Annotated in this window: 15 protein-coding genes; 14 read left to right on the top strand and 1 reads right to left on the bottom strand. The window is 56.2% G+C overall.

Features of this window, described 5'->3' with window-relative positions; genetic code table 11:
- Window positions 1–77: 77 nt before the first annotated feature.
- The 12 genes from fabD to ACYX4K_RS06520 all read left to right on the top strand — a co-directional run bounded on the left by fabD (window position 78) and on the right by ACYX4K_RS06520 (window position 10,793).
- Window positions 78–1,022: an ACP S-malonyltransferase gene (gene fabD / locus ACYX4K_RS06575; RefSeq protein ID WP_475092921.1), complete on the top strand. Its 945-nt coding sequence runs from the start codon at window positions 78–80 to the stop codon at window positions 1,020–1,022.
- Window positions 1,023–1,108: 86 nt separating this feature from the next.
- A complete protein-coding gene (gene fabG, locus ACYX4K_RS06570; protein WP_475092922.1) occupies window positions 1,109–1,864 on the top strand; it encodes a 3-oxoacyl-ACP reductase FabG in 756 nt (251 codons plus the stop codon).
- A gap of 224 nt (window positions 1,865–2,088) precedes the next feature.
- On the top strand, window positions 2,089–2,325 hold the full coding sequence (gene acpP / locus ACYX4K_RS06565) for an acyl carrier protein (protein ID WP_010130751.1): 237 nt from the start codon (window positions 2,089–2,091) through the stop codon (window positions 2,323–2,325).
- Between the two features lie 223 nt (window positions 2,326–2,548).
- Complete coding sequence (gene fabF, locus ACYX4K_RS06560; protein WP_475092923.1) at window positions 2,549–3,790, top strand: beta-ketoacyl-ACP synthase II; 1,242 nt, start codon at window positions 2,549–2,551, stop codon at window positions 3,788–3,790.
- Between the two features lie 71 nt (window positions 3,791–3,861).
- On the top strand, window positions 3,862–4,767 hold the full coding sequence (locus tag ACYX4K_RS06555; protein ID WP_475118880.1) for an aminotransferase class IV: 906 nt from the start codon (window positions 3,862–3,864) through the stop codon (window positions 4,765–4,767).
- Entirely contained in the window at window positions 4,761–5,876 is a 1,116-nt protein-coding gene (mltG, locus tag ACYX4K_RS06550; RefSeq protein ID WP_475092925.1) for an endolytic transglycosylase MltG, read from the top strand. Before ACYX4K_RS06555 ends, mltG begins: the two co-directional genes overlap by 7 nt.
- A gap of 30 nt (window positions 5,877–5,906) precedes the next feature.
- Window positions 5,907–6,545, top strand: coding sequence for a dTMP kinase (gene tmk / locus ACYX4K_RS06545; protein WP_475092926.1), 639 nt, complete (start codon window positions 5,907–5,909; stop codon window positions 6,543–6,545).
- Window positions 6,542–7,579: a DNA polymerase III subunit delta' gene (locus ACYX4K_RS06540; protein ID WP_475092927.1), complete on the top strand. Its 1,038-nt coding sequence runs from the start codon at window positions 6,542–6,544 to the stop codon at window positions 7,577–7,579. Before tmk ends, ACYX4K_RS06540 begins: the two co-directional genes overlap by 4 nt.
- A gap of 212 nt (window positions 7,580–7,791) precedes the next feature.
- The gene (locus ACYX4K_RS06535; RefSeq protein ID WP_231757434.1) at window positions 7,792–8,145 is read left to right on the top strand and encodes a PilZ domain-containing protein; all 354 of its coding nucleotides are present in this window, start codon (window positions 7,792–7,794) and stop codon (window positions 8,143–8,145) included.
- A gap of 124 nt (window positions 8,146–8,269) precedes the next feature.
- Window positions 8,270–9,046 carry a TatD family hydrolase gene (locus ACYX4K_RS06530; RefSeq protein ID WP_475092928.1) on the top strand — a complete coding sequence of 259 codons (777 nt, stop codon included), beginning with the start codon at window positions 8,270–8,272 and terminating at the stop codon, window positions 9,044–9,046.
- 33 nt (window positions 9,047–9,079) lie between these two features.
- Window positions 9,080–9,712, top strand: coding sequence for a dUTP diphosphatase (locus tag ACYX4K_RS06525; RefSeq protein ID WP_475092929.1), 633 nt, complete (start codon window positions 9,080–9,082; stop codon window positions 9,710–9,712).
- Window positions 9,713–9,812: 100 nt separating this feature from the next.
- On the top strand, window positions 9,813–10,793 hold the full coding sequence (locus ACYX4K_RS06520; RefSeq protein WP_475092930.1) for a malate dehydrogenase: 981 nt from the start codon (window positions 9,813–9,815) through the stop codon (window positions 10,791–10,793).
- Window positions 10,794–10,902: 109 nt separating this feature from the next.
- Here the strand turns inward: ACYX4K_RS06520 and asnS are convergent, their stop codons facing one another.
- Window positions 10,903–12,303, bottom strand: coding sequence for an asparagine--tRNA ligase (asnS, locus tag ACYX4K_RS06515; RefSeq protein WP_475092931.1), 1,401 nt, complete (start codon window positions 12,301–12,303; stop codon window positions 10,903–10,905).
- 297 nt (window positions 12,304–12,600) lie between these two features.
- Between asnS and ACYX4K_RS06510 the strand changes: the two genes are divergently transcribed.
- Both ACYX4K_RS06510 and bcp read left to right on the top strand, forming a co-directional pair.
- Window positions 12,601–13,143, top strand: coding sequence for a DUF2244 domain-containing protein (locus ACYX4K_RS06510; RefSeq protein ID WP_476178793.1), 543 nt, complete (start codon window positions 12,601–12,603; stop codon window positions 13,141–13,143).
- 116 nt (window positions 13,144–13,259) lie between these two features.
- Window positions 13,260–13,736 (top strand): thioredoxin-dependent thiol peroxidase, encoded by a 477-nt coding sequence (gene bcp / locus ACYX4K_RS06505; protein WP_475092933.1) that lies wholly within the window; start codon window positions 13,260–13,262, stop codon window positions 13,734–13,736.
- Window positions 13,737–13,738 lie beyond the last annotated feature (2 nt).

The following is a 13,738-nucleotide window of genomic DNA, read 5'->3' as shown; positions in this document are numbered from 1 at the left end:
GCCGGTCTTTCGCCCTAAGCGTTGGTGTCCGCTGCACAGCCTCCCTGGAATTCAATCATTTGGTTAAAGGATGTTCCATGACCAATCCAGTTTTGGCGTTCGTTTTCCCTGGCCAGGGCTCCCAGCAAATTGGCATGCTGGCCGATGCTGCCCAGGCTTTCCCCGAGGTCGCCGCGACCTTTTCTGAAGCTTCCTCCGTACTCGGCTACGATCTGTGGGATCTGTGTCAGAACGGTGCTCAGGAAGACATCAATCTGACCGAGAGAACCCAGCCGCTGCTGCTTACCTCCAGCGTTGCCCTTTACCGTGCGTGGCAGTCCCAGGGCGGGGCGGTGCCGGCATCCATGGCGGGGCACAGCCTCGGCGAGTGGTCTGCACTGGTTTGTTCCGGCGTGCTCGCATTTGAAGATGGCGTGCGCCTGGTGCGCGAGCGCGGACGCTTGATGCAGGAGGCGGTACCGGCTGGCGAGGGTGCCATGGCCGCAGTGATCGGTCTGGACGACCAGGCAGTGGAAGCCGCCTGCGCAGCATCCGCGCAGGGATCAGTGGTATCGGCAGTGAACTATAACTCCCCCGGGCAAGTGGTCATTGCCGGCGGTGCTGCCGCCGTTGAGCGCGCCATTGAGGCTTGTAAAGCCGCGGGCGCCAAGCGCGCTTTGCCGCTGCCCGTCAGCGCGCCTTTTCATACGGAGCTGATGCGTCCTGCTGCGGAAAAATTGGCGCCGCAAATCGAGGCGACCACATTTAACGCGCCGGAAATCCCGGTGATTCACAATGTACACGCGAAAGTCGAAAGTGACCCCGCGGCTATCAAGGCGCTGATGATTGAACAGATTTTCAGCCCGGTTCGCTGGACCTCCTGCGTGCAGGCAATGGCGGCTGCGGGTACCCAGCAGTTGGTTGAATGCGGCCCCGGCAAGGTGCTTGCTGGCCTGGCCAAACGTATTGATCGCGGCTTGGGTGCGCACAATATCGAAACACCGGAGCAGTTGTCCGAAGCGGTAAATGCAACTGCGTCGTAAACGTTGCCCACAAAATCAAAAAGAAACGGAACAAAGACCTCACTGCAGTGGCATACCGCTATCGTGGTGAGTGATCGGGAGAAACTATGACAATTTCAACTTCGCTGGAAGGTAAGGTCGCTCTGGTGACTGGTGCGAGCCGCGGTATTGGCGCTGCCATTGCGGACCTGCTGGGTGCGCAGGGCGCTACCGTTATTGGAACGGCGACCAGCGCCTCCGGTGCGGAGAAAATTTCGGCGCGTTTTGCCGAAAAGGGTATTACGGGTGCCGGCAAGGAATTGAACGTAACCAGCCCGGAGAGCATTGCCGAGGTGCTGGAATCGGTGAAAGGTGAGTTTGGCGCGCCGACCATTCTGGTCAATAACGCCGGTATCACCAAAGATAACCTCCTGATGCGTATGAAAGACGATGAGTGGGAGGATGTTCTGAATACCAATCTGACCGCCGTTTATCGTGTGAGCAAGGCATGCCTGCGTGATATGACCAAAGCGCGTTGGGGCCGGATCATTAATATCAGTTCCGTGGTCGGTAGTATGGGCAATGCCGGGCAGAGCAACTACGCTGCAACCAAGGCAGGCGTGGGTGGCTTTGCTCGGGCGCTCGCGGCCGAAGTTGGCTCCCGCGGAATTACTGTCAACACCGTCGCCCCCGGTTTTATTGATACCGATATGACCAAGGTTTTGCCGGAAGCGCAGCGTGAAGCGCTGTTGGGCAAAATTCCGCTGGGTCGCCTGGGTGCCCCGGAAGAGATTGCATCCGTTGTCGCATTTTTGGCCAGCGACGCTGGCGGTTATGTGACCGGAGAGACCATTCAAGTGAATGGCGGCATGTATATGGGCTGATTTTCTCTCGAGAAAGTCGCCATAACTGATTGATTGGTAAAGAAAAATTTATCATTCAACGGTTGCTGGGAGGCGGTGCATTACATCCCGAAAAAATCAGGGTACAATGCCGCCTCGCATTAACCATAAGCTGTGTTAGCCGGTTACTGATTCGCCAATAGCGGCGAGCAAATTTCAAACAGTGACCAAAACAGATTTTTATCCACTAGGAGTTAAATTGAATCATGAGCAGCATTGAAGAGCGCGTAAAAAAGATCGTTGCTGAACAACTGGGCGTGAAGGAAGAAGATGTAAAACCTGAAGCATCCTTTGTTGAAGATCTGGGCGCTGACTCCCTCGACACAGTTGAGCTGGTAATGGCTTTGGAAGAGGAATTCGAAACCGAAATTCCTGACGAAGAAGCAGAGAAAATCACCACTGTTCAGCTGGCCATCGATTACATCAACCAGAACCTGGGTTGATTCCTGCTGGATAGCTTAAGTAAAGGGTACGCATTGCCTTTTGCTCGTACTGTCAGCACCAAAAGTGATTAGCCAGTACTGAAAGCATCGCGAGAGCCGTTCTATGTTGCATAGCGCGGCTCTCCGTTTATTTGCATAATGATAAAAAATGCATATTGATAAACAAGCGACCGACAACAGCATTCTCGTTGTGGCGCAGTAGATTTATTTCGGGGAGGCACAAGTGTCTAAAAGAAGAGTCGTTATCACCGGTATGGGCGTAGTCAGCCCGCTCGGCAACACACTTGAGGATACCTGGTCCGCTTTGTTGGCTGGCACCAGCGGTGTCGTGCCGATTGAGACTTTTGATGTTTCTGCATTCACCACCCGCTTTGCGGCAACCGTCAAAAATTTTGATCCCGAACCCCATGTTGCGCAAAAAGAAGCGCGCAAGATGGACGTATTTCTGCAGTATGGTATGAGTGCCAGTATCCAGGCCATGGAAGACAGCGGCCTGGAAGTCACTGATGAAATCGCACCGCGTGTTGGCGCCTGTATCGGTTCCGGAATGGGCGGCATTGCGGCCATCGAAAACAATGCCATGCTGATTGCGGAGAAGGGCCCGCGTCGGGTTTCTCCGTTCTTCGTGCCTGGTGCCATCATCAATATGGTATCCGGCAACCTGTCGATTAAATACGGCATGAAAGGCCCGAACCTTTCTACCACCACTGCCTGTACCACCGGCACCCATGCGATTGGCCTTGGTCTGCGCACCATCCAGTATGGAGACGCCGACGTGATGGTTTGCGGCGGCGCGGAAATGGTTACTACTCCGGTCGGTCTGGGTGGTTTCTGCGCGGCTCGCGCGCTTTCTACCCGCAATGATGACCCGCAAGCGGCCAGCCGCCCCTGGGATAAAGACCGCGATGGTTTCGTACTGGGTGAGGGCGCTGGTGTGCTGGTGCTCGAAGAGTATGAACACGCGAAAGCCCGCGGTGCGAAAATCTACGCAGAGCTCAGTGGTTTTGGTATGAGCGGTGACGCGCACCACATGACCTCTCCCCCCGAAGACGGCGCCGGTGCTGCACTGTCCATGGCGAACGCGTTGAAAGATGCGGCGATGAACGCCTCCGCAATTCAGTACATCAACGCCCACGGCACTTCCACACCGCTCGGTGATAAAGCGGAGATTGCTGCGGTACGTTCGGTGTTCAGCGATTGCCTGGACACGCTTGCGGTCAGCTCTACCAAATCGATGACGGGGCACCTCCTTGGGGCTGCCGGGGCCATTGAAGCGATCTTTTCGGTGAAGTCCCTGCAAGATCAGGTTGCTCCGCCGACCATCAACATTGATAACGTCGATGAACATTGTGTCGGGGTAAATCTGGTTCCCCACAAAGCCCAAGAAATGAAAATTGACGCGGTACTGTCGAACTCGTTCGGGTTCGGTGGCACCAATGGCTCGCTGATCTTTCAGCGCGTCTAACTGACAGAGCAGGTGATGGCCCGGTTAATTGGAGATACGATTCCCCGGGCTGTCACCTCTATTCTCTCTCCGTGACGGATATTCTTCCTCTCTATTATTCTGCCCTCGGTGAGCAGCCCTCCGTTGTGCCCGATCGCGCGTTTCAGTACGGGCTATTGGAAACTATGCGTGCCCATACCGGGTCTATTCCACTGTTGCAGTTACACCTAGAACGACTCGCTCGCAGCGTGACTCTGGATGATGATGCCAAGCAGTCGATAGCGGCCATCGCGGCGGCGGCTGCCCTGCGCACACGAAGTTGGTCTTTCGGTGCCAGGGTGCGCCTGCGTTACGGCGTGATTGGCGAAGATTCCACACAGTCTCCACAATGGGATATCGCGGTTGTTCCACTGGAAGAATCTTCGCGCTGGGATAATGGGGTAGTGCTCGGGCTTTGCAGCACTCGTCTGGCCGCAGCTGATACCCGGTCGCCTTTTACGCGATCGGTGGCAGATTCCGTCGGTGGCGCAGTCCGACCGGAATATCTGGGCTGTAAGTTGCTGCGTCGCGATACCTACGAGCAGGCCGCGGCGGAATGGCGCGCTTCAAGTCACAATAATGAGTCCATGCCGCTGCTGGAGCCGTTGCTGTGTAATGAAAATGGCATCGTCATTGAGGGTTCCCGCAGCAATTTGCTGATCATGCGTGACGGGCACTGGTTCACCCCGAAGCTAAACCGGTATGGGGTTCGGGGGGTAATGCTACGCTGGCTGGCTGGTCAGGTTGAAATCGGCGAAGATGACTTTACGCCGTCGGACTTGCTGTCAGCAGAGGAAATTGCTGTCTGTAACAGTGTCCGTGGGGTGGTGCCGGCAAGATTGCTGCCGGTAGGGCAATCGCAACGGGATTCCCAAACCTCACCGCTTTTTAAAGACCCGGTATCGCCAGGGCAGGCCGTATCTGTCTTGCAGCAAAGAATTTCGGAAGAATTATGGTAGCGAAGAAAAAGAGCAGTAAGAAAGCTTCCACAAGAACTACTAAGGGCAAGCAATCTGGTATCGGTTTGGTCGCAAAGTTTCTGCGTGGCCTGCTGGTACTGATCGTGCTCGGTGTGATTGGGAGTGGTGCCACATTTTGGTTTGCGCAGAATGCCCTGGTGGAGCCGCTCGCGGTTCCAGTGGACGGCATGCGTATGGATGTCGAGGCAGGCAGCAATTTGTCCCGGGTCGTTCACAGGCTGGCAAGTGAAGATATTGTGCAATATCCGCGCCTGGTGCTTGCATACGCGCGCATTAAAAAGCTCGGGCACATTCATCCCGGTGAATACATGATCCCCGCGGGCAGCAATGCCATGGACCTGGTGGCACGTTTGAACCGTGGGGATGTCACCCGCTACCGTATCACAATTGTAGAGGGGTGGACCTTCGCACAGGCATTAGACCAAGTGCGGGGGGCGAATAAAATCAAGCCAACCGAGAGCGCGGCAACCGTAGAAGCGGCCGCTAAGGCGTTGGGAATAGAAGGGAATCCGGAAGGTCAGATTTTCCCAGATACCTATATCTACCGGTCGGGAACCACAGACCTGGATCTATTGCGTCGAGCCCAGCAGCGTATGAAAACGATTCTGGCGGAAGAGTGGGAGGGGCGCGCTAGTGATCTACCCTACGATAGTGCCTACCAGGCTCTGATTATGGCTTCCATTGTGGAGAAGGAAACCGGCGTGCCCTGGGAGCGAGACGAAATCGCCGGGGTTTTTGTGCGGCGCCTGAACAAAGGCATGCGCCTGCAAACAGACCCGACGGTGATTTACGGTATGGGGGATAATTACGCGGGTAATTTACGCCGTGCGGATCTGCGTGAGGCCACGCCGTACAATACCTATGTGATCAAAGGGATGCCGCCAACACCGATTGCGTTGCCGGGACGTGAAGCCATTCATGCGGCATTGCACCCGAAAGCGGGAAAAACACTGTATTTTGTCGCGAAGGGCGATGGCTCGCATCAGTTCTCGGAGACGCTCGCTGAGCACAACCGCGCGGTGCGCGAGTATCAGCTGAAGCGCCGTTCGGACTACCGTTCCAGCCCGGCGGACGTAAAACAAAATTAAAACTTGTCGAAATTGAAGATCGATTCATACATGCAAGATTTTCCCGAAGGAAAGTTCATTACGCTGGAAGGCGGCGAGGGGGTGGGGAAGTCCACCAATCTTCGATTTATCACCCGCTGGCTGGATGAACAGGGCATTTCCTACATCCAAACCCGCGAGCCCGGCGGTACACCGCTGGCGGAACAGCTGCGACACTTGCTGCTCGAAAAACGTGACGAGGCGGTAGACCCCACTGCGGAATTACTGATGGTGTTTGCTGCGCGCGCGCAGCACCTGAATCAAGTGATTAAGCCCGCCCTCGCCGAAGGAAAGTGGGTGGTATGTGATCGGTTTACGGATGCGACCTATGCCTATCAGGGCGGAGGGCGTGGGCTCGACCAGAATTTGATTGCCCAGCTGGAGCAAACGGTGCAGGGGGACCTGCGGCCGGAATGTGTACTGCTGCTGGATGTAGATCCTGAGATCGGATTGCAGCGCGCAGCTAGCACCGGAGAGGCGGACCGTTTTGAAAGTGAGCAGATCGAGTTTTTCAAAAAGGTGCGCGCCGCTTACCGCAGTCGTGCGGAAAGCGACCCCGACCGGTATCGGATCATCGATGCCTCGGTGCCACTGGAAGCTGTGCAGCAGAGCCTGGCCGTCGCGTTACACCAGATCGCAGGCTCCCCATGAGCGCGAACTCTGAACAGAAGGGTGCGGTCGAGCAACCGCTCATCCCGTCGCCATTGCCCTGGCAGGCCGCACAGTGGCAGCGACTTGGTGCCCAGTGGATAGCAGGGCGCTGCCCCCACGCATTGCTTATCAGCGGTCAGACTGGTCTGGGCAAGCGGCGTTTTGCAGAAGCCTTCACCGCCCTGCTTCTCTGTGATCAGCCGCGCCACGGCCTGGCGTGCGGCGAGTGCCGTGGCTGCCAGTTGCGGATGGCCGGCTCGCATCCGGACTTCGCCAGGGTGGTGCCGGAAAAGGAGCAGGGGCCATTAAAAGTCGAGCAGATTCGCGAGCTCGGAGATTTTGTTGGCCGCACCAGCGGCCGCGAAGGCGCGCGGGTGGTGTTGCTGGCTCCCGCGGAAGCAATGAATATCAATGCGGCCAATGCGCTACTGAAGAACCTCGAAGAACCCTCTGGGTCGGTTATTTTTCTGTTGATTACCGATCACCCTGCCGGGTTGCTGCCGACGATCCGCAGCCGTTGTCAGACTGTTGCCTTTCCGGTGCCTCCGCAGCAATCCGCCCTGCGCTGGTTGCGTGAGAGCGGGATTGAAAATGAAGATGCGGACAGTGCGCTGAACCTCGCTGGCGGCGCGCCTCTGCTGGCCATCCGGCTGATGGAGCCAGAATCGCAGGAGACACGGCAGCAGTTTCTCGCAGACCTGACTGCGCTCACACGCGGGGATGAGAACCCCGTGACACTGGCGGGGAAGTGGGAGAGTCCGGGAGAGGGGGCCGACCTGAACCTGCTATTGCAGTTCTGGCAGAGCTGGCTGGCGCTGATGCTCAAATCCCGCAGTACAGATGAGGCAGCGGAGTCGAATATCATGGCGCTGCTGCAGCGACTGCCCGGATCCGGGCCAGAAAGCATGCGGTCGGTATTCGCATTCTACGACCACTTGCTCAAGGCGCGGGGGGTACTGTCAGGGAACAGCAACCCGAACAAGCGCCTGCTGGTGGAAGAGTTGATGATCCGATGGGCGGCACTTTTTCGCTGATTTTCGCCAGCGGAAACTTGTTCTCATGACTTGCTCGACAAGGTGGACAGGTCCTGGTCCTCGGGGTAAGTTAGCGCAACAATCAATGAAACGTCGGCCGGGTGAAACACTTTTGTCCGTCGGCCGTTGTTTAAATAACAAACAAGATATAAGCCGGGTCTGAATTCCGGCGTATTCGCCGATTCTGGCGGACCACGGAAACGGGGTTGATTATGAAAGGAATGGGGGGCGGTGCCCGCAACGGCATCCTGTCGCTGAAAATTCAGGACAAGTCCGTGTTGTATGCGGCTTATATGCCGTTTGTGAAAAACGGCGGCCTGTTTATCAATACCGACAAATCCTACAACCTGGGTGATGAAGTTTTCCTGCTACTCAGCCTGATGGATGAACCAGAAAAGTTGCCGGTGGCCGGGAAGGTAGTCTGGATTACTCCAGGTGGTGCCCAGGGCAACCGTACCCCAGGTATTGGCATCCAGTTTAGTGATAAGGAAAACATCGCGCAGGGCAAAATTGAAACACTGCTGGCAGGCTCTCTTGAGTCGAGTCGCCCCACCCATACCCTGTAAAGGCCCGCCGCCTGGCGGTGGAGCCCCATCTGCCGCCCGGTTCTGAAGTGCGGACGCGCGCAATGCGGGTCCAATCTGTATAATTCCCCCTCAATTTTGCACACACTCCGATAGGCCGGGATTCATGCTGGTAGATTCTCACTGTCACCTCGACAGGCTAAAACTCGACAAATTTGATGGTGATCTGGACGATGTTCTGGAACTCGCCCGCAGCCGTGGCGTAGGCAAATTTCTTTGCGTCGGTATCAGCCTGGAAAACGTAGACCAGGTGGTATCCATCGCAGCTAGATATCCCGATGTGGTCTGTTCCGTAGGGGTGCACCCGTTGGATGTTGAGTCCGGGCTGGCGGATACAGAAAAGCTGAAGTCTCTGTCGGCAAAACCCAACGTGGTGGCGCTGGGCGAGACCGGTCTCGATTATTATTACAGCACCGAGACCAAAGAAGTGCAGCAGCAGAGTTTCGTCGCACACCTGGAGGCCGCCGGAGAAGTCGGGTTGCCTGTGATCGTGCACACCCGCGATGCCCGTCAGGATACGATCGAATTGATCAAAGCGCACGGTAGCCGCGAGCATGCCGGCGTGCTGCATTGTTTCACCGAATCCTGGGAGATGGCCAGGCAGGCCCTGGATCTCAATTACTACATTTCCCTTTCCGGGATCGTAACCTTCAAGAACGCAGAAGAGCTGCGCGAAGTCGCGAAGCAGGTGCCCCTGGATCGCCTGCTGGTAGAAACCGATTCACCTTACCTGGCGCCGGTACCTTACCGGGGCAAGCCAAACATCCCGGCTTATGTGCGCGAAGTGGCGGAATTTATCGCTGACCTGCGCGGACTCAGCTATGAAGAACTGGCCGAAGCGACCACTGCGAACTTCCACCGTCTTTTCCCTCGTGCCGCCTGAAGGTAGCGCGCTGTATTTCATTTAGGAATCACCATGTCACAACAACAGTTGCAGACCATGCTTGCCCTGCAAGATGCCATCAACACCGTCGTCAACGAAAACTGGCGTGCACAGAACTTCGCCTGGTACCGAGCCATCTGGGTGGAGAGTGCCGAGCTGCTGGATCACTACGGTTGGAAGTGGTGGAAAAAGCAGCAGCCGGAAATGGAGCAGGTAAAGCTCGAGCTGGTCGATATCTGGCATTTTGGCCTGAGCCTGGAGCTGCAGCAGGGTTCCCCGGAGGAAGTTGCCAGCAAAATGCAGCAGCAACTGGAATCGGCGGCGCTGGAAGCAGGGGATTTCCGCATAAACCTGGAAGCCTTCACCCTGAACACGCTTTCCACCAAGCAGTTCGATCTGCCGGGATTTGCACAATTATTGGCCGATTGTGACATGGGTTTTGACGAGCTTTACCGCCGCTACGTCGGCAAAAATGTGCTGAACCGTTTCCGCCAGGATCACGGTTACAAAGACGGCAGCTATGTAAAAACCTGGGAAGGCCGGGAAGACAATGAGCATCTGGCAGAGATTGTTCAATCATTGGACGCTGCAGCTGAAAATTTCAGCAACCTGCTCTATGAGGCGCTAAAAAACCGGTATCCGGGCGCTCAGAAGAATTTGGCCTGACAGTTTTCGTCTGATTCTTCTTCTGGATCAGACCAAAGGATAATGCATTTAATTTGCAAAGCCCTATAATGCGGGCGCCTGAAAACAACGGAGATACATCGTGAAAGCACCTGTTCGTGTTGCAGTTACCGGCGCCGCCGGTCAGATCAGCTACTCGCTGCTGTTTCGCATCGCTTCCGGCGAAATGCTGGGTAAGGATCAACCAGTTATTCTTCAGCTGCTGGAAATCACTCCCGCACTGGAAGCGCTGAAAGGCGTGGCCATGGAGCTTGAAGACTGTGCCTTCCCGCTGCTGGCTGGCATCGTACAGTCCGACGACGCGACCGTTGCCTTCAAAGACGTAGACTACGCACTGCTGGTTGGCGCACGTCCGCGCGGCCCTGGTATGGAGCGCAAAGACCTGCTGGAAGCCAACGCAGCGATCTTCTCCGCTCAGGGTAAGGCCCTGAACGACGTTGCTTCCCGCAACGTAAAAGTACTGGTTGTTGGCAACCCGGCCAACACCAATGCCCTGATCGCCCAGCGCAATGCGCCGGACCTGGATCCGCGCAACTTCACCGCCATGACCCGTCTGGACCACAACCGTGCCCTGACTCAGCTGGCGAACAAGACCGATTCCACCGTGAACGACATCACCCACATGACCATCTGGGGCAACCACTCTGCCACCCAGTACCCGGACCTGCACCAGGCCAAGGTCAACGGCGAAGACGCCATGGGCAAAGTTGAGCAGGAGTGGTACGAGACCGACTTCATCCCGACTGTACAGCAGCGCGGCGCCGCCATCATCAAGGCCCGTGGCGCTTCCTCCGCAGCTTCTGCGGCCAACGCTGCCATCGACCACATGCGCGATTGGGCGCTGGGTTCCGCCGAAGGCGACTGGACCAGCATGGGCGTATACAGCGACGGTTCTTACGGCATTCAGGAAGGTCTGATCTATTCCTTCCCGGTTGTATGCAAGAACGGCGACTGGGAAATCGTTCAGGGCGTGGACATCAATGACTTCTCCCGCGAGAAGATGACTGCGACCGAGACCGAGCTGGCTGAAGAGCGCGACGCCGTTGCGCACCTGCTGCCGTAAGCTTTCTGCTTCTTAGAAGTTCAAAGCAAAAAAAACCCGCACATTGTGCGGGTTTTTTTTGGCTTGAAGTTTCTGACGGTTAACTCAGAACTTCACCCTTTAGAGCACCTTAGAACTTAACGTTGCGAGGTGTACGCGGGAAGGGGATCACATCGCGAATGTTGCCCATGCCGGTGACATAGGAGACGATGCGATCGAAGCCCAGTCCAAAGCCGCCGTGGGGCACGGTGCCGTAGCGACGCAGGTCCCGGTACCAGTCCAGGTGCTCCTTGGGAATATCCATCTCGTCCATGCGCGCGTCGAGCTTGTCCAGGCGCTCTTCACGCTGGGAGCCGCCGATGATTTCACCGATGCCCGGCGCCAGCACGTCCATCGCCGCCACGGTCTTGCCGTCGTCGTTCATGCGCATATAGAAGGCTTTGATGTCCTTCGGATAGTTCAGCACGATCACCGGCTTCTTGAAGTGTTTTTCGGCCAGATAGCGCTCGTGCTCGGAGGCCAGGTCGATACCCCAGGAAACCGGGAATTCGAACTTCTCTTTGCAGTTCTCCAGGATCTCGATGGCTTCGCAGTAATTGATACGGGCGAAATCGTTATCGATGATGTTTTCCAGACGGGAGATGGCTTCCTTGTCGATGCGCTGGGCAAAGAAGGCCATGTCATCACCGCGCTCTGTCAGTACCGCCTTGAACACGTACTTCAACATTTCTTCCGCTAAATTGGCGCAGTCCGCCAGGTCCGCAAAGGCAATTTCCGGTTCCACCATCCAGAACTCCGCCAGGTGGCGGGTGGTGTTGGAGTTCTCCGCGCGGAAGGTCGGCCCGAAGGTGTATACCTTGGACAGTGCCAGGCAGTAGCTCTCTACGTTCAATTGGCCTGATACGGTAAGGAAGGTTTCCTCGCCGAAAAAGTCTTCGCTGTAATCTATATCGCCTTTGTCGGTCAGGGGCAGGTTGGTCTGGTCCAGGGTGCTGACCCGGAACATCTCACCGGCGCCTTCACAGTCGGAGGCTGTGATAATGGGCGTATGTACATAGTTGAAGCCGCGCTCGTGGAAGAAGCGGTGCACCGCCTGAGCGATACAGTTGCGCACACGTGCCACGGCACCACTGACGTTGGTGCGCGGGCGCAAATGGGCGTGCTCGCGCAGGTGCTCCATGGAGTGGCGCTTGGGTGACATAGGGTAAGTGTCGGGGTCTTCCACCCAGCCAACTACGGTCACGCTGGTGGCCAGTAACTCGATAGCCTGGCCTTTGCCTTCGGAAGCCTTGATGGTGCCTTCGATATCGACCGCGCAACCGGTAGTGAGGCGCAGTACCTCAGATTGGTAGTTGTTGATGTCCGCTTCTACGATCACCTGGATCGGGTCGAAGCAGCTGCCGTCGTGAACGGCGAGGAAAGACAGGCCCGCTTTGGAATCCCGGCGGGTGCGGATCCAGCCCTGGATGCGAGCGGTTTCACCTTCCCGCTGGCTGGATTTTAAAAGCTGTTCAATGGATTCAACTTGCATGATGGTGCTCTTGTTGTCGTTCGCGTGCCGATTGGGCATTGCCGTGGGTGTAGCAGGCCACAGTCTACGCGGTTGTTCCACGCGTCTTTTGGTCGCGCATTCCGGCGGCATCTTGCCCCCTGTGTGCCGGAAAATCCACCCCCGTGACGGGCGGCGGCCACTCCCTGACCCGCGCGAGTGGAGATATGGCTGGGCAGTCCCACTGTCCGGCAATTCCGCACTATTATAGAAGCTCGCACTCGGCCTCGTGACTCTTGGTTCAATTTACCCCTGTCCTACACTGAAAAGGTCACAGTGATGGTCTTGGAAGTTGTACCCATGGTCAAAGAAGTCGGTGGCGCGCGCGGGCGCCGGGCCTGCATCCTTCTCGCGCCCAATCAGTCTCTGTCATTTGCCGGAAACCTCTGGGTGTTCATCTCCCTGGTTGCGGTATCCCTTGGGATTAGTATTGCATTTGCCCTCGCTGGCGCATGGATGGTGATTCCATTCGCAGGCTTGGAAATCCTCTTGCTTGGGGCATTGTTCGGCTACGTATATATGGAAGGTACGCGTAGGGAAGTAATCCGCATCAGCGATGATCGCGTAGTGCTTGATACCAGTCGCGGCAGCCTAGAGCGCCCGGTGTACCACACCGAGTTTGATCGTAATAGCCTGGCTGTATTGGTGCGTATCGGCGCCACACCGGCCGAGCCTTCCTGCGTAACATTTACCGGGCCAGAAGGTTGTCTGGAAGTTGGCGACTTTTTGACAGACGCGGAAAAAGCCGCACTGGTCGAAAAGCTGGGGGACTGTGGCTTGCGAGCGCGAAAAGAGCAGAGTTTCCGCCTGCAGGATTTTTGACCCGGCTCGACCCGGCGGTATGTCTGTCCTATATAATGTCAGCCCGAGCTTAGCGCCTCGGGTTTTTTACATCCTGTGATGTAACATTTATTGGATTTTTATTGAGGGGAGGCACCGTGGCACATCCAAAGATCGGCAATCTTGCACCTGTATTTACGCTGAAGAATCAGAGTGGTGAGAAAATAGCGCTGAAGGATTTTCGGGATCACAAGAATGTGGTGCTCTACTTCTACCCCAAAGCACTGACGCCGGGTTGCACGACGCAGGCCTGTGGGATTCGTGACAGTGCCAAGGAATTTGCCAAGCGTGACACCGTGGTGTTCGGCTTGAGTCCAGATCCGGAGTCGAAACTGCAAAAGTTTATCGATAAGCACGAATTGAACTTCGACCTTCTTGCGGATGAGGAACACAAGGTCGCCGACAAATACGGTTGCTGGGGCCTGAAGAAATTTATGGGTAAGGAGTATATGGGCCTGATCCGTACGACATTTATTATCGACAAGTCAGGCCGCTTACAGCACATCATGGACAAGGTGAAAACGAAGTCTCACCACGATGACGTTTTGAACTGGATTGACGAGAATCTGGCTTGATG

This window comes from Microbulbifer sp. ABF4_107 (genome assembly GCF_056312215.1).
Note: the sequence above shows the minus strand (reverse complement) of the source record. Positions and strands in the feature narration are given on the sequence as shown.